We start from the raw sequence: 22833 nt of genomic DNA on the forward strand, positions 1-22833 counted from the left end.
GTGGCGGAAATACATGCAAATCGAATGGCTTGTAAAACATTGTTATCTTAACGTTTGAATTTTTACCCAAATTTAAAATGCAAAATCATGATCTCACTTTAGAGTTTCTCATACAATTGAGCAAACTCTAGTCTAGCTGCGAGTTAAACTGCTTCCTTATCTCAGGTCACATAATATACCTACCATTTTTCTTCCAATTGTCGATTGTTGACTTTTTTCGATCTGAATAAATAACAGTGTCATAAAAATTTTTCCTTTAATACAATGTGTAAAAACCTTTGAATTTATTGAAAAAGGAAATACGGGCTCCTGTTCATCTTCACATTGATGATGTTTTCATGTTTCCAATCTAGGGAGCAGTTATAAAAGATAACTCTCATTTGTAGCTGTATATGACCAAATAATAATAATATATATATTAAACTTCTTTTATCGGACTCTATAACAACTACAGGCCTTCTTATAATACATTCATAAACTCTAAAGAATAATCAATAATTTCTACTGCTTTTCTATCCAAACGATTAATCATTTTAAAGATTAAAAAGCCCCTGGGCTGTTAGGCTAACGGGGCTGTTTTGAGGTGCAAAGAGAATAAAACGCATCCTGTTTAACACTCCGTAACTGAACACGTTACTTTTAGGCAGAAGCTTCTTTGTTTTGTATAGATTTAGATGTTTTTTGTTTAGTTAAATATTTCCCAAGTGTTATTGCAGGTTTTTCAATGAACTTATAACAAAGCCAAGAAACTAACAGGGATATTATAAAAGAAATAAATAGTATTAACTGCTTTGGTATTGTTCCGAAAAGAATATGAACCATTGTAATTAAAATAACGGGATGCACTAAATAAAGACTATAAGATATTTTACCCAAAAAATGAATTGGCTTAAGTAATAATAAGCCAGAAAACGCCTTTGAACTTAAAGACAATAAAATAATTAATACAGCTCCACATAATATTGTCCAATCGGTAACTATAAAGGCTAATGTATCATTCATTTTACCGAAAAACTTCGCTACTATTCTTACCGTTACTCCTGGAAAGCTTAACAAAAAAAGACTTAGAGGAATAAGAAAATAAAAGGCTTTTACACGATTAAAATTTCTAATAAGATACTCTCTATTTACCGCAAGGAGTGAACCAATAACAAACATTGAACTATAATGCAGGGTGATGAAATAATTAGTAGATACGGTTGTATTAAACTCAGTTGAAAAGGTATGAATGAGCGTAAAACTAACGACAGAAAGGATCAGGGCTAGTCCAATACTTTTTTTCCAGCCAAACTTAATAACAAATAACGCTATTAATGGGAAAATCAATGATATTCTCATTTCATGGACTAATGACCAAATAACCATAAGAAAAGCATCAGAATTAAAATGTCCAAGGAATATAATATGATCTATTATTCTGGAAAAAGTTACGTCTATATCCCACCTTCCCCATTGAATTAAACCAGGGATAGTACCAATCTTTGAGTATAATGAAATCTTCATTACTACTGCGACTGTTACCACGGTCAAATACGGAATATAGATTCTACAAATTCTTTTTGTTATATACTTACGATATAGTTGTTTTTGACTTCCAATGAAAGGCATAGTTAAAACAAATCCACTTAACACAAAGAAAATAATTACCGCTGAGTGACCACTCCATAAGATTGAAAAAAATAAACCGTATTTTGAATCTATTTCATTTCCGATTGTTGGAAATATAAAAAGAAAGTGTCCAAATAGTACAATTAGTGCAGCAATTCCTCTTAATGAATCCAATTCTTCATAGCGCATATTCTGTAACCTCCAAAATAAATGTTCTTTATTAAGAACAATTTTATTTCTTTGGAGTTTTATTTGCAATACTTTTTAGCAGAATTTGCATTTGACTCAACCCATTTTCTATTTATGTTTGAGTCGGCATCAACACGATAAGTAGTTTTACAAGGTTTAATCAAAATTTGATACTTTTTGGCCTCCATATGCTGAGAGTAACAGATCTTGACCTACAAGTTATATTTCCTGCAAGTCTGTTGACCAAAACCATTGCTTCTTCGGTAAGAAGTACTCAATTTGTCCGAAAGTAACTCTTTTTAAAAACTTTATAAGTACTAAAATAATGTATCAATACCAAATTTCTAACTTATTGTTTACAAAATCATATACTAAATTAGTATCACTATTGTTACTCCAGTTTGCGGTGCCCCAATATTTGGGTTAATTCGTTATTCGAGAAGTGGATTTGTGAGACTTTGCGGCTTTACTCATTTAATCATAATCTAAAGATGTTGCTATACACGGGTCCATAAGTCAGGAGATTTATCGGGAACATCCTTGTTAGAATATTTAAATTAATCGTTAATATTTTTCAACCGAATAAGAAAGAGCTGACTCTTCTTATTCGGTTGAGTGTCCCATTATTTAAATAATTTATAGTTTCCTTTAATTTAATGTTCCAAAACGTTTAAACATTCCACCAGTTGGTCCTAAAAGTTTCCATACAATCACATATCTTTGCGTCCAGACTACTGTACCATCAGATACAGTAGCTCCGCCCCATGTGGGTTCGCTGTTACCAGCTATACCTGCTTTAGTACATTCATAGTAATAGGTCCCATTTGATGAAGTAGGTAGTATGATATCACCTACAGCATAAGCTTTTGAAGACCAGCCTATCATGCCTGCATTGTCAGAAACTGTTGAATAAATAGGTACTGTTGGAAAATTAGGCGATATTTTTGAGGATTTCCCGCCAAGACGATTAGTACAATAGTATACATACCCATTCACAGTGATGCGATTATATAGACTATAGTTGGTATAAGGAGTCCAGTTACTATAACTATTTATAAAACCTTCCTTTGTACAAATCCACCCTATATACCCATCTGTATTCATATTAAGATTTTTAAGCTGCTTACCTAACTTATAAAACCCAGATGTTGGGGCAGCAGTTACCCAGTCATAAGGATCGACTGTCCCATTTATCGTATTGTTTGTAAATCCACTCATTTGAGTTTGATCAACTACGTAGGTAAGATTTCCTTCTATAATGTTGTTTTTAAAGATAATTTGGAAGGCATCTGGGGTAATATTAGGAGCATTGATAACTTTCATGGCTAGATTGGATTTAAATCGATTACCATCCATCAATAACGTTCCCCCAGTAACGTTCCCCCAGTAGCCATCAATAAATCCTTGGGCTGTTGATGAAGAGTTATTATATTCAAAGATATTGTTTATTAGCTCTACTCTTCCTTGTGTTTGTGCACTGAAGTAGAATGCAGTGCTGGATCTTCCATTAAATGTACAACTAAAAAATCTTGATAATTCATTACCACTGTATTCAAACAAATTATATCCATCCCAATTAAATGTACAGTCAATTAATTCCACTCTCTTATTTGGCCATAATCGACCTGGGTTATTAAACTTGCATCCTATATATGTTCCTCTTACCAAACCAAGACTGCTGTTTCCATTGGGCTTTCGAGTATTATTAAATAATACATTAGAATAGGTCCATCCTTCTGTTGCATTATTATCACCAGTAAAGCAGACATAGGACGAACCTAAATAGCCGTCAAATGAACAATTTGTCATGGTTTGGGGGAACGTACCAGCATTAAACCCAGCTGGTAGAACGGAATTATAATAATCTAAATCGAAGGTAAAAGAGCAATTCGAGACTGCAACACAATAGGGTTTAGGACGATAAACGTTAAGAGATCCATTCGTAAAGATATTGTTATCAACAACAGCAGGGTCTGTTGTTCCACTTCCCAGAGTGCATCCTGATCGATGAAACTGATTATTGGAAACTACGCATTCACCATCAATAGTAAGGCTGGCATCCTTGAAGTAATTACCATCTATAAAAAGTTTTTTCACTCCCGGTTTTGCAGCCATACCGATTCCACGTTCAATCTTGTTATTTTGAATATGGAAATTTTTACCCTTAACCAATATAATATGCAGTGGACAATCATGTAAAAAGTTATCTTCAATCCATAAGTTTTGATTAAGGGAAAAGTTATCTTCCACGTCAAGTGAAGCAGCAGGTCCTGTCCCGCTAATATGATGAACATCATTATCTCTAAGCCAGACGAATTTTGCTCCTTGGAGTGCTAACCCAAGCCTTCGGCAATGGTGAATATGGCACTTCTCTATAAAAATATATTTTGGTATTGTCATACATCTCAATGTTAATCCGTTACCGCTAGCAGAAGGAATGTTGGCTTGGTGGAGGACAATCTTTGCTTGGGTTGCACCTATAGGAAGGGGGATTTCATCAAAGAATTCTACATTTGTAATTGAGGAATTGAAGGAACCATTAGCATTGTAGAAAATAATATCAAAAGGTTCATTGCTGTCTATTTCTGAACCTACAGACTGGTATGTTACGTCACCGTATATCCCAAAGGTTTTCCATTGGACGATAGCGGGATTCGTTAAATCTAAAAAAACGTTTGATCGTATTCTAGTTGTATCTGGAACTAAAGCTCCATTTGATGGATTAATGGATCCTTGTTCAAAAGTGATGGCGTAGGATTTTGTAGGTGTTGTGGTGGCGAAAACCAATCCTTGGGTAGCAAAAAGTGAGACTCCATCACCAGTTAGGTCAAGGAATTCAATATTATCAATTGTAATATATCGGCAATTTACCCCTTCACCATTGGAAGTGTTGACGGTATTAGGAAAAAGGATTCCCATTCCCCATTCATGGGTGGAAGCCTGACCGGGGGTAGTATAGTTGTGGTTATACCGGTTCTCCCTGAATAATTCCATTAGTGACTCTGGAGAATACTTGATTTTGTTTAAAGCAGATAATTGAGTATCCTGCTAAACCATTATCCCTAATTCTTAATGTTGAACCGCCCAAATCTAATGTCATATTGCTCTTCGGTTGGATTGGAATTGTCTCATGAATTAAATAAGTTCCTTTTGGAAGGACAAATTCTGTATATCCTTCATTGGAAGCCCAAGTAAGTGCATTATTAATACCGTTTGAGTTATTGGTTGCAAGGGTGGCATCTGCGGTATTTGTAACAGTGGTAGAAACACCCCATCTTGATAATTCTAAAACATAGGAACCATAAGTTGCTGTCAAAAAAACACCTCTTTTAGTTATTCTTTTAGTTATTGGAGAAAGCTTGTACTAATCATAGTTTATGACTGGCACTTATTAAATGTTCAAATAATAGTAAAATATCAGCGGTTTCATTATAGAAAATATAGTAATGCTACTGGCTTCATATTAAGAGAGCCCATTTAAAATGTGTTTTATAAAATAATCTTAGTTTAAAATTCGATTCATCAGATAATTGTTTTAGGTTATGAAATGATTTTGTAGTAATTGCTGTTAAATTTAATTTTCTGGTTTGTTGAGTATTGCAAAATAAAAGTACAGAGCCTTACAAATTAATTATTAACTATTTTTTTAGAATACATGTACCGAGATCAGTATTGAAAAGGTCTAGCAGGGGCAGCAATGAGAAGGAAATAGTGGTATTTCAAGCAGGAAAAAATAACCTTTTTATAGAAAATATATTATTAAAGGAGATGAGTGAAGTATGACGTTGAGTATTAAAGAAAGAAAATTATTCAGAAGAAATTTGCTCATTGAAATTTATACCAGATTTTTTGATGATGATGGTAGACCAATTCGTTTATTTCAAAATGAATTAGACATGGAAAAACAATTAGCTTTTCAATATTTAGAAGAAAAAGGGTTTATCAAAATGGAAAAGCAAGGCGTAACCACATACATTACATTGACAATAAATGGAATTGATACTGTTGAAGGTAATTTTGCTGAAGCATCCAAATAATTATTTGGTGCTTTTTATTTTGTAGGGCGTTTGCCAGGAATTGAAAGGTGTCAACGAGAAAAGCTTAAGAAAAGGTAATGTTATGATTGTTAAAGAAACTGATTTTACATGGATTAGAATTCTTATGGGTCATACTCACGAGAGCACAGACATAAAAAATAAATATAAAAATAGACTAATATATTGGTACATTAGAGATCTTGGTAAAAAGTATTATTTTATAAACATCCTCCGGGGTGTTCTTAATTTTGTGTTAATGGAGAATAAATTTACTTATTGTTTTGTTAAGGCAAGTTTACATAAACATCCTGTTAGATCCCGTTACCTTTAATCATTAACATACAATCTACCGTCCCCATTTTTGGAATTTGTAATATTTTCTTTAAGGGTCAAAATAACTTTACAAGTTGAAAAAATAATAATAATATATTCTTAATAAAGAACACTTCTGCACTAATTAACGTACATATCGTAAAAGGAGGTCATTGATGGATTTGAAAAAGGTAAAAAGTATAATTTTTCTAGCAATACTTTTTGGTTCATTAATTATCCCAACTTCTGCTTTTGCTTCCACCTATACTGGTCAATCAACATCAACTACTGGTATTTCACAAGTAATATCTGACTTTTTTTCAGTGTTCAATAAAACTACTTCATCTGGATCCGTTCAAAATACCACTACTAATAGTTCCAATTTCTCTAGTATGGAGAGCAATGATTTGTTTGATTGCTTTTGGAAATGGCTCTGTAGTGGAAATAATAGCGGTGGGAAAGATGATGATGGAAAATGTCAAAAGGAAGATTACAACTGGGGCAATGATAACGGGTGTTTAAGCTCAAGTGATGTTTGGAAAGAATGGTATTGTAAATTTTAGATTAATATAAATGTTGATTAAAATATATTTTCAAAGAGTTACAAGTGAACTGCCCCATGTCAAGAGACAGCAGAAATAAAAAAACTACACTAGGCGGCTTTAGCGCTGTATTCTAAGGGACTAAGGCCGTTTAGTCTTTTTTGTAATTGATTATGATTATAAAAATGTATGTATTCCTCAATATCCTTCTTCAGCTCTTCAAACGTTCTGTACTTGTTTAGATAATACTTCTCACAATTCAATGATCCCCAAAATCCTTCCATTGGTCCATTATCGATACATCTTCCTACTCTAGACATACTTTGCACCATATTAGCTTTCTCAATTTTCCTTTTAAACCCTTGGGAAGGTATTGGAACCCACGGTCACTTGAGAGGATGGGAGTGGCTCCTGGATTAGCTTTCAATGCTAAATCTAAGGTATTAAATACCAATGGATTATTATTAGATGTACCTAACAAATAACTGACAATTGACCCATCATGCAAATCCAAAATCGCACTTAAATAAGCCTTCTGTGAGGCTCGGTATTTCATCGATTCAAATTCATTGTCATTCGGCGATATTCGTAAATACCATCTACTTTCTCATTTAGGTTCTTTATCTCCACAAAGCATTTCCTCATTCCACTTTTCATTTTCGGAGGGAGTGCGATGAAGCCACTTATAATTGGAAGAACGTGCGATTCTAGCAAAGGAAAAGAGTTGGGAAATGACAAACCCCTACTTCCTTTAACACAGTCAGAATATCTAGTTCGATATAGTATATGTAATTGCCTGAAGAGCCTTGGAGATTCGTGTATTACCTTATGAAAAAGAGAATTTTGTCGAAGGATAGTTCTTTAAAAAGAACTATTTTTAAATTATAATTCTTAATAAAGAATAGGATGATAGGTATAAATTGGCTAAAATAAAAGTCATTTTTTTCACAAAATTTGTTCTTTATAGTGAACGTTTATTTTGAAAAGGAGGTGATAAGGTGATTACGGAAAAAGTGTACAGAAGACCAGTTGTCTTAAGCCATCAGCCGATCCGGTTTGAAACAGCTCATTGTTGGAATCCTGGATGTGGTACAGATGGAAAACAGAATGGGAATGATGGGAAGAATTTTCCGAATGGTAAGAATCCAAATCCAACCCCGGATGGAGCTGGAGCACCTGGAATAGGACAATGCCAAGACCATACAGGAAATGGAAAAGGAAAAGGAAAAGGAATAACTTTTTAAACAGGAATGGGAAGACCAATGAAACAAAATCATTGACTTCCCTCCAATCAATCAATCAATCAATTCATTTTAGGAGTCCATTATGATAGAAATAATCACTAAAATAGGCGACCATTTGATTCAAATAGATTGTAAGTCAAACGATCTAATAAACTTTTTTCAAAAAAACTTTCTTCCCTATACAGGTAAAGCAGAACAGAAACTTAATCTAATCATTAATATTGAAGATGGTTATGGTATTCCTTTCAAGGATTATGAAGTAGAAATCACAAAACAATCAGACAAGATTTGCTATCGCAGAGCAGACTATCTAATTGAAGTCGACCGAGAATTTAAATCAGCAACGGTGTCCGTTCATGATGCACTCGCCTTAAAGCACGCCTTAACCAATTTATACAGTTCCTTCATTGTCTATCACAATTGGGGATTGCTGATTCATTCATCTTGTGTCATTGAAAAAGGCAAAGCCCATATTTTTTCCGGACACTCTGGTGCGGGTAAATCAACAGCGGCCAAGATTTCGTATCCAAGAGAACTCCTTTCTGATGAGGCGACATTGGTAAAAATTACTCCAGAAGGGGTCACAATCTATAATTCTCCTTTCCGCAGTGAATTGGAAGCAGGACCATTCGATAAGGAAATCGAATTATCGAGCATTCAAATACTTTATCATGCATTACAAAACAAAAGAATCAAAATTACAAAATCCGATGCACTTGTTCATTTAATGGATAAAGTGTTTTTCTGGCCCCATAGTCAAGAAGAAACGAAAGAGATTTTAAGGCTAATAACCATGATGGTGAAACAGGTACCTGTTTATGAGCTCCATTTTCAAAAAAATAATACATTTTGGGAGTTAATATCATGATGAAACAATATATTCGAAAAGAAAATGTTGAGGCGACGGAACTGGATGGCGAATGGGTAATCTTTAATACGGAACAATATACGATTACGAAGGTAAACGATGTTGGTGGGCATTGCTGGTCATTACTTAACGAACCGCAAACAGCCGATACGCTTACCCAATTTTTGGTGGAGAAGTTTTCATCACCTGAAAGTAAGGAACTAATCGAAAAAGACATCGAAGAGTTTTTAGATAGTCTGGTCAATTGCGAGCTGATTCAATATGTTGATTGATGATTCAACGTTTACTCTGCTCAAGCAATCTATTAAGAATAATAAATGGCTTGAGCTGCCGGCATTTGGAAACAGCATGTTTCCGTTCATCAAACAGGGTGATCATTGTCGGTTTGTACCATTAGATTGTTCCTCATTAGCAAAAGGTGATATCCTTTTATACCTTCGAGAAGAAGGTCAGCTAATCGCCCATCGATTTATTGAGAACCAATGGAAAAATGGACAGAAGATGTTTCTTTTAAAAGGGGATACCAACCTTGGTTTCGATCAGCCAATTGCAGAAGAACGTATTCTTGGGAAATTAATCGTAGTGCAAAAAAAACGAGTAACGATTACCCCGGATCATTTTTTCGCAGCAGCCTGGGGGAAAATGATCCTTTCCTTCCCTATTATTTCAGAAATTCTAAGGAAATATTTAAATAGTAGATTCAACCTACAATATTAATATTTTGGAGAGTCAATTATGGAGCAGATTAAATCCCTATTAAAACAATATTTTTCGATGAACGATATACGCAGAACATTTTCAGTCGTTTTGCCATTTATACTGAGGCACTGGAAATCTTATGTGTTTATTCTCGTTTTATTAGGGGTGGATATCTATTTAACCATTGCTTTTGCTAAGTTCTACGGAGAGATTACCGATGCGGCTATACATGGCGGCTATCAGAGAATATTATCATTCGTTCCATATTGTGCATTTCTAATTGGAATGAGTATCCTTTCCAATGTTATGTATACTTTCTTTAATATCATTGCCACCAATGGCGTAAAAATGGATCTCAAAAACCACTTCTTTCACCATGTCCTTCGACTGCCGGCAAAATATACCTCCAATTATCGTTCTGGGGAATTAATGTCCCATTTTTCCAATGATATACATGGCATTGATGGAGTGATTGGCAGTAGCCTTATAAGTCTCGTTCGATTGCCAATTATCTACATTGTCGTCTTTATTTATTTGGTTCATGTCAATTTGACTCTTTGTCTGATAAGTTTGTTGATTGCACCGATTGCTGCCTTATCTGGGGTCCTATTCGGATTGCTCCTAAGAAAAAATGGCCGAAGGATTCATCATTTAATAGGCCAGATTAATAGTCTATTAAATGAGACTTTCCACGGTTTTACCGTGATTCGGTCTTTTACCCTTGAAAAACAGCAATATCGTAAATATGTCAAACAAAATAAGGAATTACTCGACTTGGAGCTGCAAAATGCCAAACTGCAAAGCTGGTATGGGGCGGGAGAATCGATTGTCGGTACGATTACTTTTATTCTGAACTTGACCATTGGTGCTCTATTTGTTTCAAAAGGGAATTTATCCGTCGGTGCTTTGTTAACATTTCTCAACCTGGTGAATCATTTGTTTTATCCGATCACTGGTATGGCAAATGTCTGGGCCGGATTTCAACGTTCCGTTGCTGCCCTTGAAAGAGTGATGGATGTTTTGGAAAAACAGGCTGATCACGAAGAGTTGCCAACTTTTACACCTCCATTACATAACACAGGGGAAATCGTGCTCCAAGATATTCATTTTAGCTATATAGAAGATCAGCCAGTGCTCGAAAACTTTAATTTACAAATTCCTGCCGGAAAGGTAACAGCCTTAGTTGGTCCAAGCGGAGCGGGAAAGAGCACCTTGTTTAATTTATTACAAGGCTTCTATCGGCCGCAATCAGGACAATTATGGATTGGCGGTAAGCCAATTCAGGAATATTCGGCTTCAGAATTGCGCAGCTCGATTGCCCATGTTCCACAGGAGACATTTCTATTCTCGGGAACGGTCCGCGAAAATCTATTGATTGCCCGTCCCAATATAACGGAAAAAGAAATGGTCGAAGCGGCCATCAGTGCAGAAATTCATGACTTCATCTTGTCACTTCCGAAAGGGTATGATACCGAAATCGGCGAAAACGGGATCAAGTTATCTGGCGGACAAAAACAACGTGTGGCGATTGCCCGAGCAATCTTAAAAGATGCCCCGATTCTTTTGCTGGACGAAGCGACCTCTGCTCTGGATGGGGAAACAGAATATTACGTAAAAGAAGCATTAGATGAATTGATGAGAGGGCGAACGACCATTGTCATTGCTCATCGATTATCGACCATCCAAAACGCTGACTTGATTATGGTGATGGATCACGGAAGAATTGTTCAACAGGGTACACATAAGGAATTAATCAAACAAAGAGGATTATATCAGAATCTTAATGCAACCTCTTTTACATCGAAAAAAAATAAGCATATGGCGGCAGTTTTAAAATAAAGAAGGAGAAGTGGAAAAATGAGTATTGATTTCGTACGTGCTATTTATAATTCAACGAAACCTTTGCCAAAGGATAAAGATTTCTATCACAAAGCCTTAAATGATATTTACCTTGATGGAATCGAATCACAAATATATTTTTTACTAAAGCAACAGGGAAGGCTGGAACAAACCCCATCCTTCTTTCAGGCTTGGCTAAAAGAAAGATACGAAAAAGGGCTCTATCAAAACTTATTTATTAAAAATCAAACGGATCAAATTTTAAGGGCTTTTGAGGATTTGGGGATAGATGTCATTCCATTGAAAGGAGTTTATTTTGCAAAGGAATTCTTTGGTGATATCGGGGCAAGAGTTACTTCGGATATTGATTTGCTGATTAGAAGTAGAGACCTTGAAAAAGTGATTCAACTGATTCATACGCTAGGCTTTACTGTCGAGGAAGAGCAAATTCCAGGACACTTCCATTGCAGTTTTAGTAAGCCAATACCCTATTCTCAGTTCCCATTAGTGGTGGAAATCCATTGGAGTATAGTGAGAGATAACACTTCCAAATTTAAAATTGATGACCTTTGGGCGCAAGCAAAATCCGTTGCTGGCTCTTCACATGTATTGGAGTTATCACCCAATCATACTTTTTATATGATCGTTCTGCATGGTTGGCGGCATAATTTAGATTCAATGAAGTATTTTATCGATATTATTCAAGTTCTACAAAAGTATAATCTTGAGATTGATTATCAAGAAATATTTACACTTGCTGTTTCTCATCAGACACGGAAAAGAATGGCTAGGACCTTATCAATTGTTTATCAAGAATTCCCGTTTTTAAATGATTTGAATAAACTTCCAATTAGAAAGAAAAAAAATTTATGGAAGTACCGCCCAGTAAAAGGATTAAAACTATATGCCGATTTTTTTGATTATCAATTTTTAAGCTTCGATTCAGTCCGTCATAGTTTAATAGAGATCACTCAATGGGGACATGAAATAACGACAAAGTTTACCTCTAAAAGAAGACTGCTAAAGTAAATTAGTTTTTAATTATTGCTTAATTTTTTTAGGTATCCACTAATCTTCTTTTACATTAATTTTGGCATGTAATAGAGAATAGAAGTTGCGATTTTTATTGTTCTTTATACGTATATCATTTACTTTAAAAAGAATCGTAAACAATATTAGTAAATAAAGGTTTGAATGAAGATTCGTGGCTCGAAATTCTTAAAGAAGGAAAATGAAGATAATATGAGAGGTTATTTCATTGTAATTGCGCTTCTAAATGTAATAGATGCACTAGCAACAGCAGGGGGAATTAAATTAAAAGCTATTGGAGAAGCAAATCCGATCATGAATTTTCTTTGGCAAGTAAATCCGCTTCTATTTATTGGAGTAAAGCTGCTTTTTAGTTTCTTACTTCTAATCATTGTAGTGTTTCTTAAGATACAACCCAAAAACATATTAAAATGGAGACTTTTCTTGGGATCTACTATTCTTATATATATGTGGTTAATGATTTTACATACGAGATGGATTGTTTCCTTAGTCAACGAGTAAAACACACTTACTAAGGAATTATTCAATTTTATATAAAAAAACAAAAAAAGGCGGCCAGTTGGCTTGCCTTAAAATTCGCTTTTATAGCAATCGTTTAATACCGACTTTTCATTTTTAAGTTAAAAAGTAATTTCTCAAACATCTGGACTCTTTCATTTAATGTTTTAATTTGGTCCTGCTGCTCTTTAATCATATCTTTTTGATCTTTAATTAATTGAATGTAAAAATTAGAAAGTATGTTTTTCTCTTTCAATAATCCTTTAGGATTATTTTCTGCTTCAATGGTTATCGGCCTTCCGTAATATTTTAAGGAACTGTACACCATATCAATTTTTTCTTCTGAATCATCATATTTTTTTATCTTAAACTTTATATTCTCTCCTCCCAAAAAATCACTTCCCACTTAATTGATACATAATTATTTCTATAAAAGAACAAAAAATCCTTTATAACGAACAATTATTTTTTTTAAGTGACATTTTTTTCTTAATAAACAAGATAAAAGAATTTTGTCGAATTATTGTTCTTTAAAAAGAATGTTATTTTGATTATAATTTTCCGTAAGGAAGTAAAATATACATTCATACCCGTTTAGTATATTGAACAGACAACTATTTTTGTTCTTTATAGTGAAGATATTTGACGAGAGGATGGGACGAAATACGTAAATAGTAGGATAATTATACTATTTTATATCGCTTTATTTTCAAATAGTTAAGTAATAGTTAAGAAAGCATAATCTTTTTAAAATTTTTCTGTTCTAGAAATTCAATATAGAAACGGCAGAAAATTCAATAAATTAGTCGAATATTGTTATAAGAAAAGTAAAAAATGCTTCCTTGGTGGTGAAAAAAGTTGAAAACAATCAATCAAAGAGTTTTGAATTTAGAAAAAATAGAAAGCATGCCATATATCAGCTCAGCCCTGGCACATGAAATTCGTAATCCAATGACGGCTGTAAAAGGTTTTTTGCAACTGATTACTTCCAGTGATTTTAACGAAGAAAAAAAGAAAGAGTATGCTTTAATCGCCATTTCTGAGATTGATCGTGCAGAAAGCATTCTTAGAGATTTCTTAACATGTTCCAAACCACATTTTAATAATTTAAAAAATATTGATTTATGTGAAGAAATAACAAAAGTGTTAAGTACTCTTCAACCACTCGCGAATCTTAGCATGGTTCAAATGTTTTTCAGTAGTTATACTGATCAATTTATACAAGGTGAAGGTTCCTTAGTTCAGCGATTTTTAATAAATTTATGCAAAAATGCGATTGAGGCTATGGAAAAAGGCGGAATTTTATCCATTCGTACCTGGGATGACAATGAGTATTTATATATGGAAATTAAAGATACAGGGGCCGGGATGAGTGAAGAAGAATTATTACAACTTGGGAAACCATTTTTCACGACCAAAGGGGAGAAAGGCACAGGGCTAGGTTTAATGTTAACCTTCAGTATTGTGAAAAATATGGAGGGTGTTATTGAAGTAACCAGTGAATTAGGGATTGGAACAACTTTCTTACTTACTTTCCCAGTTCAAAAATAAAATGATCGTTTTAAATCCATTTGAATTTTATTATCAAATAAAATAACAGGTCAGGAAAGGCATAAAAGCAAATAGACCTTACTTAGTTCAAGTTCTCATAGGTGGAATAATTTTTTTAGAGGATGGGCGGAGTCATTTGCCATACTATACATGAGCGGAGTTAATCTTCCATCCATATCTAACCGCTATTTACTTTGATAAAGCGAACGATCCTGACCTAAAAAGAATAATGTGAATGTATTCACAATATAGTTTATACTGATATAAAAAATATACAGGCTCAAGCCTAATAAAAAAGATAAACTATTGAGATTGTTTTAGAAAATTCCTAATCTCATCCACTGATAATCCTAAATTTAATGCTTCCAAAATTAGATCTACCCATTCCTGGTCTAATAATTCCTCATTATCCACGTCCTTGCCCTCCGCTTGTGTATGGTCTTAGCAGATTACCTATAGTAGTTTAGTTTTACTCATCCCAAACATTCTAAACTTTCAAATAATATTCTGCTAGGTTTATAGTACTATAAAGATTCCAAAAACTAAATAAATACAATTAGACAAATTTTTGCAAAAATAGATAAAAATTGTATTTATATTCTAGGTTTCCGCCAATCTACTTAAAATCTGCAATATGCTGAATATTTGAAAGTTAATTTGTTAAATGAAACACAGTTATTTCAGGTCGACAATAAAAGCGAAGAGGAAATTTTGTAGTGCCAATTCCCCTGTTTACATACAAAGGCATTCTTCTTTCACCAACATAATAGATACCGCTCACGTAGTTTTTTGCCCAATCTTGACGGATTACTGGACCAAAAAGAGGTATTCTTATCTGACCACCATGTGAGTGTCCAGAAAACTGTGCACTGATGGGAAATTTACTGCTTTCATCTGCGATGTCAGGTTCGTGGGCGAGTAATAAAACACAATCTTCCTCCAAAAGGCCCTCGACCGACTTTTTTAAACTTGGATTACCATACATAACATCATCAATTCCTGCTATATAAAGTCGCTGGTGGTTGGATTCAATAAAATCGTGATTATTAAGTAGGACAGTAAAATCTGCTGAATCTAAGACATTTATGATTTGATTCTTTGTATAGAAATCATGATTTCCAATTACTGCCCATTTTCCGCCACGGTGTCCTTTCAATTCCTGAAGCAATGGAATAGAGACCTCCGGATTGCTATTCCCAATTTGAATAAGGTCTCCAGTAAAGAAAATGATATCAGGATTTAAATTATTAATGATTTTTATAACAGATTTTAAATCCTCAATACCATAGTGAAAGCCTAAGTGAGTATCACTAAATTGAACTATTTTCCATCCATTAAAAACACTAGGCAGGTTATTAATTTTTAACTGAACTTCGTTTATTTGATACCAGAACCTTTCGATCCTATATGAATAGGTTCCGGTGAGCATGCAGGCTGCAGCAAAGCCTAAATACGTCTTGGCGGTATTCTTTAGAAAAGTGCGACGATTAATCTGTTTCTTATCAGTTTGGATAGTAATTACCTCTCTTTCGAATATTTTGATTATATACTATGTAATGTCTTAATATACACTAAAATACTTTCATCGAAGTACGACAAAATCTCTAATCTCGGTACATATTGTCGAAATTTTTGGAATTTATACACTTCAATTAATTAAAGGATTATAGTACTATTAAACTAGTATTTTTTACATTATTTAGAAAAGGGCAAACCATTTGAAAGATTGGGACGCAAAGCTACAGGTCTAAGGTTTTAACTATGATGGCTGAGTTGCCTAAAATAGTATCTATTTTAGGAGGCAGTACTGTGACTACAGATGTTAATGAAAAAGAACTAGACAAAGAATGGTTGGACCTCATGATAGAGGCTCGAAAATTAGGAATCTCAATTGATGAAATTAAAGAATTTTTAAATAAAAATTGTCAAAAGGCCTAGTTTTTATTTAATTAATATTTTGAAAGTTCATCTATTAATTGAGTATCTTTAGGACTTTTGTATTTGAACAAGATTATTCACATTAAATACTAAAAAGTATGAAAAAGACTTCAAAATGAAAATGTAAAAATAAGAAGGTATATTTATGGAACAGATCCCTTGCAATAGATGCAAAATGGTATTCGAGGATACAGATTATGTGGTGCTGGATTGGACGAACGCCTTGTTTCACTTAAGATGTTTTGAGCCTAGTTCAAACATAATGAAAGCAACTAACACTTATAAATTTATTAAACAAAAGTACTGGTTTTTTAATAAACAATTGACCACTTATAACCACCTTTAGAGATTCAACTTCTTAATATAGTCTGCAGCAATAATTACACCACGACAAAAGTAAGTCTCAATAATTCCATCTAAAAAACAAAAAAATCCTGCAAGTAATGTTAGGATTTTTAAAAATTATTATAATTTTTCTCCTCAAAAATTGCTTATTTAACAAAATGATGCTTTTATGGTATGTTCATAGGAACCAAGAGGCCTTTATATACCAAAAATTTGCTTTATATAAAGGCATATCTATTCTTCAAAGAATCTAAACTTTCAAAAAGTGATATTTATTTACCAAAACTACATTTACGAAAAGTCAAGTCTAAACTTGTCAGACCTATTTGTTTTTCCTTTTCTCTTTTTCATTTTCTAAAAAAATCTTAAAGTCTTCTTTAGTAATATTCGATTCCATTGCTTGCTTTACTAACTCTACCCATTCTTTAGGAAGATCTGTCTCTTTTTTTTCATACTTCCTCCCCATTAAAAACGATTTATCGTGAATACAGAATTCAAAATTCATGTAAGATTGAAACTACCCTAAACAATATTTTCGAAACATAATTGATGCCATTTAATTTAAAGGTAATTTAAAAATAAATGAAAATCAAGTGAAAAATAAAATAAATGAATAAAGGTTAATTTAATGTATCCATTTTTCAGATCCTACATAAGGGTTTTTTTAAAATAATGAATGACTCTTTCTTGATGGAATAAAAAGGTTAGAAAATGCATGATCGAAAGAAGTAATATTTAATGAATACATATTTAAATTCTATTGAACTGCAAAAAAAAAGTATAAAGGTGACCGCCTGCAAAGTAGAGAGCAGTCACATTTATACTTTTTTGTTTTCAAACCTTGAATGCAGCCAACCCCTTAACATTAGCAAACAAAGCCGCCTGCGTGCGATCCGATAGTTGAAGTTTATCGAGAACCTGACTAACATGCTTTTTAACCGTATTTTCCGAAATAAACAGCTTCGAAGCAATCTCTCGGTTCGATAGACCTGAACCCAGTTCCTTTAAAACCTCCATCTCTTTCGGAGTCAGACTACTGATAAAATCATCTTCGTCACTATCACCCAACACTAGCTCCATAATTCCAGGATCATAATATTTCCTTCCGCTGGATACGAGACGTATAGCAAATAACAACTCTTCAGGTAAAGCTTCTTTTAATATATATCCATGTGCCCCAACATCCTTTGCCTTTTGAAAATCTGCCAAATGGGCTGAGGATGTTAAGACAATGAATTTGCATTCGGCTACATTTTTAGAGGATACTTTTTTCACTAAATCAAACCCCGACTCATTCCCAAGTCTTAAATCAACGAGGACTATATCTGGTTTTTTTTCAATTATTTCTTTCAAAGCTTCCTCATTTGACGCTGCTTCACCTATAAAGCAAAGATCCTCTTCGAATGAAAACAAAGAAATCAAGCCCGTTCTAACAAGCGGGTGGTCATCAACAATGAATATCGACGTCATTAAGATACCTCCATAACATTTTCTTCTGATTGGTGGGACCAGTGGATGGTAATTTTTGTACCTTTACCCACTGCACTTTCCAACTGAATATGGCCATTCACATTGTTCACTAAATGCTTAATATTGCTTAAACCTAATCCAGGGTTTGTCTCTTCATCTGTTAAATCGAATCCAGTCCCATTGTCATGGACAATTAAATAAAATTGATTCTTTACGGTTTTAATTTTCACTTCAATTGTACTGGCATTTCCATGCCGCAAGGCGTTTCCAACGGATTCGGAAATAATTCTTAAAACCATTTGCTTTTTGCCAATTGATAGATTTTCTACTTCTTCCTCTGCATGAAGGCGAATATCTGCATTATTTAATTTTGAAATTTGCTCTAAGTACGTTTGTAGACTCATTGTGAACTGATTGGCTTTATTTTTCTTAGAGCTTAAGCGATAAATAACTTTTCTTAATTCTTGAGAAGCAGTTCTGGAACATTGTTCAATGAGATTAAGTTGCTCATTGAAATTTTCTGAGTCAGTATTTCGTTTCATCGCATGGATAGCATAGACGATACTAAAGAGTCTTTGCGAAACACTGTCATGGATTTCATTGGCAATCCGATTCTGCTCTTCAAAAAGCAGAAGTTTATCATTCAATTCTTCATAAAAAAATCGGTCTAAAAAAATAGAAAATAGATTTGACAAGAACTTCAATTGCGTTTTTAAGTCAAATCCAGTTGGGTTTTTTGCATTTTCCAGTTCAAAACCCATGACTCCATAATTGACGGTTGAAGAGGAAACTTGCACTACTAAATATTCTTTATCTACAATATTTATTTCATTTGGAGCGTCATTAAAATTAGAATTAAGCCAATGGAAATAGATTTGATTTTTTAGTAATTCTGGACAGTCTGTTTCATTTGCCTCTGACACTATAACGAGTGATTGCTTTTCACCCTTAAGCGGGGGCAACCAATAAAAAGCTGAGTTGCACTGGAATAACTGCCATAAAATTTCAGAAAAAGTTTTTATGACATTTTCGGGTTTTTCCTGGGATGTGATTGATTCAGTAACTTTGTATAACGAAACAAAATGATCAAGAAACTCTTCGTTTTTTTTGTTTGCCTCCACTAATTTACTGTTCATTACTTCAAGTTCAGCACTTTGTTTTTTTAGCAGCGTATTATTCTCTTTCAATTGCTTTGACACATAGGTTAACAGTTGAACAGCTAAAGTGATGAGAATAAAAAGCAAAAATATATGAGCATTATCCTCAAATGTTTCTGTTCCAATCGAAATTCCAGTAATCTGACTGAAAGCAATAATCGAAGTAAATGAATAGATGAGTAAAATAATCCAACCATAGTAAATGGGTAAAAAACTAGCTGCAATAATGACAGGATTAATTGCGTACCAAATAAATGGGCTGTTAAGAGTACCTGTGGGGATTAAGAGAAAGCATATCCCAACTGTTTCAAAGATTAGTAATAAAATGGTCATTAATTTGTGTGAATGGGCCAGCTTGTATAGCCAGATGATGATGATACCAGAAATAAGCAGCGCTATAATGACGGTTAAATGTAAATATTGTTTACAGAACGGGTCACCTAACAAATAAAAGAGAGAGGTAAAAAACCAGGAAAGAATTCTGTATATTGGTAAAATGTTCTCATATGTAATCATTTTTTTATTGAACAAAGGGTCACACCTCATAGTTCTTTATAACGGGTATATTTAAAGTGTATTATATTATAAATACTATATTCAAGGGGGTAACCTTATATAAATATCCACAATTAAGAACAAAAACCGCCTGAATTCTACCATTTTTGCAAAAAACTTCTCCGTTTTTTATTTAGAGGATAAAGGAATATTTAAAAGAGGATGATAAAAAACATCCTCTTCATTTCTTTTTCCATAATTGTTCGATCATAGGGTAAAATTTTTGGAAGTATGGTTTTAAACCTTTTGCAGATTCGACAAGTTGATCAATGCTGTTCATTAATTCTTCGTAATCATTAGATGAATTTTGATCGGGCTGATTCTCCTTGTTTGTATCCATAGCTTTTGATCCAAACATCATCCTCGTAAATGGATCTTCTGAAAAATGGTTCCCTCGTTTTTCATCTTCCTCCATTTGAAAGCTTTCCTCCTTTATTAATGTCTTCTTGTAGATAGAATATGTACAATTTTAGTAATCGTATAGTTAAATGCGGATATTAAAGAGGAATAATGGTTGCTTAAAAATAAAATCATTGATAAAATTAGTACCAAGTCATAATAATTGATAATAAACTAAATGAAATAGACCATTACTATTTTTTATATTTAAAGGAGATGGGTGTATGAACGCCGGTATCGTAGGAATTGGCAGATATGTACCAGAAAATGTTGTTACTAATGCTGATCTTGAAAAAAGAGTGGATACATCAGATGAATGGATTCGAACTCGTACTGGTATAGAGGAACGGCGAATTGCAGGAGACGATATAAATACCTCCGATATGGCTTTTGAAGCAGCTAAAAAAGCGATTAAAGATGCCAATATTGCACCAGAAGATATTGATTTAATCCTTGTTGCAACGGTAACACCTGACCGTCCATTTCCATCTGTTTCTTGTATGCTTCAAGAAAAACTTGGGGCGAAAAAAGCGGCTGCAATGGATATTAGTGCTGCGTGTGCCGGATTTATGTATGGAATTATTACTGCGAAACAGTTTATCGAAACAAATGCTTATAAATATGTGTTGGTAGTGGGTGTTGAAAAGCTTTCAAAGATTACGGATTGGAATGACCGTAATACTGCCGTTCTATTTGGTGATGGGGCAGGTGCTGCTATTATTGGACCGGTGTCTGGAAATAGAGGTATTCTTGCTTTTGATCTTGGAGCAGATGGAACAGGAGGAAAACACCTCTATCAGGATGAATATATTATTATGAATGGACGAGAAGTCTTTAAGTTCGCTGTCAGGCAAATGGGTGAAAGCTGTATCAATGTGCTGGAAAAATCAGGACTTTCTAAGGATGAAGTTGATTTCTTTATTCCACATCAAGCTAACATTCGTATTATGGAGGCATCAAGACAAAGACTTGAGGTACCAGAGGAAAAAATGTCCAAAACTGTTAATAAATATGGAAATACTTCCTCGGCATCGATTCCCATTTCCATTGTCGAAGAAATAGAGGCTGGAAAAATCAAAGATGATGATGTCATCGTCATGGTTGGATTTGGCGGCGGACTAACCTGGGGAGCTATTGCGATTCGCTGGGGAAAATAATAGAGCTTAACACGAAGGAAAAAGAATCAAAGTGCAAATCGAAGGTTATGAAAAAAACATAAATTTTGCAAATAAGGAGATGCACAAAATGGAAAAGCGCAGAGTAGTGGTGACGGGAGTAGGTGCTGTCACTCCGCTTGGAAATGATATTGAGACTACATGGAAGAATATTCTTGCTGGGAAATCTGGTATCGGACCATTAACAAGGGTAAATGCAGATGAATATCCCGCTAAAGTTTCAGCAGAAGCAACAGATTTTAATCCAGAAGACTACATGGAGCGAAAAGAAGCCAGAAAAATGGATCGCTTTACACAATTTGCTGTTGCAGCAGCACAAATGGCGGTAAAGGACGCCAACCTAACTATTAATGAAGAGAACTCCCATCGCGTAGGGGTTTGGATTGGTTCTGGAATTGGCGGAATGGAAACCTTTGAACAACAGTTTGAAATATTTCAAAACAGAGGATATAAAAGAGTAAGTCCGTTTTTCGTACCTATGTTAATTCCTGATATGGCAACTGGTCAGGTGTCGATCATGCTGGGTGCCAGAGGATTTAATTCATGTACGGTTACAGCTTGTGCAACTGGTACTAATTCGATTGGGGATGCATTTAAAGTGATCCAGCGCGGGGATGCAGATGCAATGATCACCGGCGGGGCAGAAGCGCCAATCACAAAAATGTCTGTTGCTGGATTCTGTGCAAATACTGCTCTTTCCAATAATCCTGACCCAGCTACAGCATGCCGTCCTTTCGATAAAAATCGTAATGGTTTTATTATTGGTGAAGGCTCGGGAATTGTCGTGCTTGAAGAGCTTGAGCATGCGTTAGCACGCGGTGCAAAAATCTATGGAGAAATCGTTGGCTACGGTGCAACGGGTGATGCTTATCATATTACCGCACCTGCTCCAGGTGGTGAAGGTGGAGCTAGGGCGATGAAGATGGCATTAAACGATGCTGGAATCGCTCCAGAAGGAATTGACTATATCAATGCCCATGGAACAAGTACAGAATACAATGATAAATTTGAAACGGCTGCTGTGAAAGAAGTTTTCGGAGATCATGCTTATAAATTAGCTATGAGCTCTACAAAATCAATGACCGGCCATCTGCTGGGAGCAGCTGGCGGAATCGAAGCTATTTTTTCAGTGCTTGCAATCCGTGACAGCATTCTTCCTCCAACAATTAATTATGAAACTCCAGATCCGGAATGTGATTTGGATTATGTACCAAATACTGCCCGACCACAAGCCATCAACACAGTGATGAGCAACTCGCTTGGTTTTGGCGGACATAACGCAACAATCGTATTGAAAAAATATCAATAATGTTTTCAAACTAAGCCTGGCTTGATAAGAGTCAGGTTTTTTTATCGT

General features: G+C 34.4%; 23 protein-coding genes, 1 pseudogene and 1 riboswitch. Of the genes and pseudogenes, 13 read left to right on the forward strand and 11 right to left on the reverse strand.

The window, feature by feature from the left end; all coding sequences use genetic code 11:
- Positions 1-639: 639 nt before the first annotated feature.
- From RCG17_RS19505 to RCG17_RS19515, 3 genes are all read right to left on the reverse strand, one after another.
- Positions 640-1797, reverse strand: a complete 1158-nt coding sequence (locus RCG17_RS19505) for an acyltransferase family protein (protein ID WP_308171747.1) — start codon at positions 1795-1797, stop codon at positions 640-642.
- 648 nt (positions 1798-2445) lie between these two features.
- The gene (locus RCG17_RS19510) at positions 2446-4716 is read right to left on the reverse strand and encodes a right-handed parallel beta-helix repeat-containing protein (protein WP_308171748.1); all 2271 of its coding nucleotides are present in this window, start codon (positions 4714-4716) and stop codon (positions 2446-2448) included.
- 46 nt (positions 4717-4762) lie between these two features.
- The gene (locus RCG17_RS19515; protein WP_308171749.1) at positions 4763-5113 is read right to left on the reverse strand and encodes a hypothetical protein; all 351 of its coding nucleotides are present in this window, start codon (positions 5111-5113) and stop codon (positions 4763-4765) included.
- Positions 5114-5576: 463 nt separating this feature from the next.
- On the opposite strand from RCG17_RS19515, the gene RCG17_RS19520 reads away from it, so the two are divergent.
- Both RCG17_RS19520 and RCG17_RS19525 read left to right on the forward strand, forming a co-directional pair.
- Positions 5577-5834 (forward strand): hypothetical protein, encoded by a 258-nt coding sequence (locus tag RCG17_RS19520; RefSeq protein WP_308171750.1) that lies wholly within the window; start codon positions 5577-5579, stop codon positions 5832-5834.
- A 488-nt stretch (positions 5835-6322) separates the two neighbouring features.
- Positions 6323-6709: a hypothetical protein gene (locus tag RCG17_RS19525; RefSeq protein ID WP_308171751.1), complete on the forward strand. Its 387-nt coding sequence runs from the start codon at positions 6323-6325 to the stop codon at positions 6707-6709.
- A gap of 89 nt (positions 6710-6798) precedes the next feature.
- On the opposite strand, the pseudogene RCG17_RS19530 reads toward RCG17_RS19525, so the two are convergent.
- A pseudogene (locus tag RCG17_RS19530) lies at positions 6799-7241 on the reverse strand (transposase); the annotation flags it as partial.
- Between the two features lie 445 nt (positions 7242-7686).
- Here RCG17_RS19530 and RCG17_RS19535 point away from each other — a divergent pair.
- The 7 genes from RCG17_RS19535 to RCG17_RS19565 all read left to right on the forward strand — a co-directional run bounded on the left by RCG17_RS19535 (position 7687) and on the right by RCG17_RS19565 (position 12889).
- Positions 7687-7932, forward strand: a complete 246-nt coding sequence (locus RCG17_RS19535; protein WP_308171752.1) for a hypothetical protein — start codon at positions 7687-7689, stop codon at positions 7930-7932.
- Positions 7933-8014: 82 nt separating this feature from the next.
- A complete protein-coding gene (locus RCG17_RS19540; RefSeq protein ID WP_308171753.1) occupies positions 8015-8800 on the forward strand; it encodes a hypothetical protein in 786 nt (261 codons plus the stop codon).
- Complete coding sequence (locus RCG17_RS19545) at positions 8797-9072, forward strand: PqqD family protein (protein ID WP_308171754.1); 276 nt, start codon at positions 8797-8799, stop codon at positions 9070-9072. Before RCG17_RS19540 ends, RCG17_RS19545 begins: the two co-directional genes overlap by 4 nt.
- Entirely contained in the window at positions 9062-9517 is a 456-nt protein-coding gene (locus RCG17_RS19550; RefSeq protein WP_308171755.1) for a signal peptidase I, read from the forward strand. Before RCG17_RS19545 ends, RCG17_RS19550 begins: the two co-directional genes overlap by 11 nt.
- An 18-nt stretch (positions 9518-9535) precedes the next feature.
- Positions 9536-11338 (forward strand): ABC transporter ATP-binding protein, encoded by a 1803-nt coding sequence (locus RCG17_RS19555; RefSeq protein ID WP_308171756.1) that lies wholly within the window; start codon positions 9536-9538, stop codon positions 11336-11338.
- Between the two features lie 18 nt (positions 11339-11356).
- Positions 11357-12367: a nucleotidyltransferase family protein gene (locus RCG17_RS19560; RefSeq protein WP_308171757.1), complete on the forward strand. Its 1011-nt coding sequence runs from the start codon at positions 11357-11359 to the stop codon at positions 12365-12367.
- Positions 12368-12532: 165 nt separating this feature from the next.
- Positions 12533-12889 carry a DUF5658 family protein gene (locus RCG17_RS19565; RefSeq protein WP_308171758.1) on the forward strand — a complete coding sequence of 119 codons (357 nt, stop codon included), beginning with the start codon at positions 12533-12535 and terminating at the stop codon, positions 12887-12889.
- A gap of 94 nt (positions 12890-12983) precedes the next feature.
- Here the strand turns inward: RCG17_RS19565 and RCG17_RS19570 are convergent, their stop codons facing one another.
- Positions 12984-13277, reverse strand: coding sequence for a hypothetical protein (locus tag RCG17_RS19570; RefSeq protein ID WP_308171759.1), 294 nt, complete (start codon positions 13275-13277; stop codon positions 12984-12986).
- 467 nt (positions 13278-13744) lie between these two features.
- Between RCG17_RS19570 and RCG17_RS19575 the strand changes: the two genes are divergently transcribed.
- The gene (locus RCG17_RS19575) at positions 13745-14437 is read left to right on the forward strand and encodes an ATP-binding protein (protein ID WP_308171760.1); all 693 of its coding nucleotides are present in this window, start codon (positions 13745-13747) and stop codon (positions 14435-14437) included.
- A gap of 303 nt (positions 14438-14740) precedes the next feature.
- Here RCG17_RS19575 and RCG17_RS19580 read toward each other — a convergent pair whose 3' ends face one another.
- A complete protein-coding gene (locus RCG17_RS19580) occupies positions 14741-14851 on the reverse strand; it encodes an anti-repressor SinI family protein (protein WP_308171761.1) in 111 nt (36 codons plus the stop codon).
- A gap of 238 nt (positions 14852-15089) precedes the next feature.
- Positions 15090-15866 carry a metallophosphoesterase gene (locus tag RCG17_RS19585; RefSeq protein ID WP_308171762.1) on the reverse strand — a complete coding sequence of 259 codons (777 nt, stop codon included), beginning with the start codon at positions 15864-15866 and terminating at the stop codon, positions 15090-15092.
- A gap of 269 nt (positions 15867-16135) precedes the next feature.
- A riboswitch (cyclic di-GMP riboswitch) is annotated at positions 16136-16218 on the forward strand.
- A gap of 28 nt (positions 16219-16246) precedes the next feature.
- Between RCG17_RS19585 and RCG17_RS19590 the strand changes: the two genes are divergently transcribed.
- Positions 16247-16375 (forward strand): anti-repressor SinI family protein, encoded by a 129-nt coding sequence (locus RCG17_RS19590; RefSeq protein ID WP_308171763.1) that lies wholly within the window; start codon positions 16247-16249, stop codon positions 16373-16375.
- 667 nt (positions 16376-17042) lie between these two features.
- Here RCG17_RS19590 and RCG17_RS19595 read toward each other — a convergent pair.
- The 4 genes from RCG17_RS19595 to RCG17_RS19610 all read right to left on the reverse strand — a co-directional run bounded on the left by RCG17_RS19595 (position 17043) and on the right by RCG17_RS19610 (position 20317).
- Positions 17043-17225, reverse strand: coding sequence for an anti-repressor SinI family protein (locus tag RCG17_RS19595; protein ID WP_308171764.1), 183 nt, complete (start codon positions 17223-17225; stop codon positions 17043-17045).
- Positions 17226-17554: 329 nt separating this feature from the next.
- Positions 17555-18190, reverse strand: a complete 636-nt coding sequence (locus RCG17_RS19600; RefSeq protein ID WP_308171765.1) for a response regulator transcription factor — start codon at positions 18188-18190, stop codon at positions 17555-17557.
- Positions 18190-19878, reverse strand: a complete 1689-nt coding sequence (locus RCG17_RS19605) for a sensor histidine kinase (protein WP_308171766.1) — start codon at positions 19876-19878, stop codon at positions 18190-18192. The genes RCG17_RS19600 and RCG17_RS19605 overlap by 1 nt, the downstream gene beginning before the upstream one ends.
- Positions 19879-20083: 205 nt before the next feature.
- Complete coding sequence (locus tag RCG17_RS19610) at positions 20084-20317, reverse strand: hypothetical protein (protein WP_308171767.1); 234 nt, start codon at positions 20315-20317, stop codon at positions 20084-20086.
- Between the two features lie 208 nt (positions 20318-20525).
- Between RCG17_RS19610 and RCG17_RS19615 the strand changes: the two genes are divergently transcribed.
- Positions 20526-21458, forward strand: coding sequence for a beta-ketoacyl-ACP synthase III (locus RCG17_RS19615; protein ID WP_308171768.1), 933 nt, complete (start codon positions 20526-20528; stop codon positions 21456-21458).
- A gap of 88 nt (positions 21459-21546) precedes the next feature.
- Positions 21547-22785 carry a beta-ketoacyl-ACP synthase II gene (gene fabF / locus RCG17_RS19620; RefSeq protein WP_308171769.1) on the forward strand — a complete coding sequence of 413 codons (1239 nt, stop codon included), beginning with the start codon at positions 21547-21549 and terminating at the stop codon, positions 22783-22785.
- The last annotated feature ends 48 nt before the right edge of the window (positions 22786-22833 follow it).

Origin of the sequence: Neobacillus sp. PS3-12 (genome assembly GCF_030915385.1) — a bacterium.
Lineage (GTDB): Bacteria > Bacillota > Bacilli > Bacillales > Cytobacillaceae > JAEVLT01.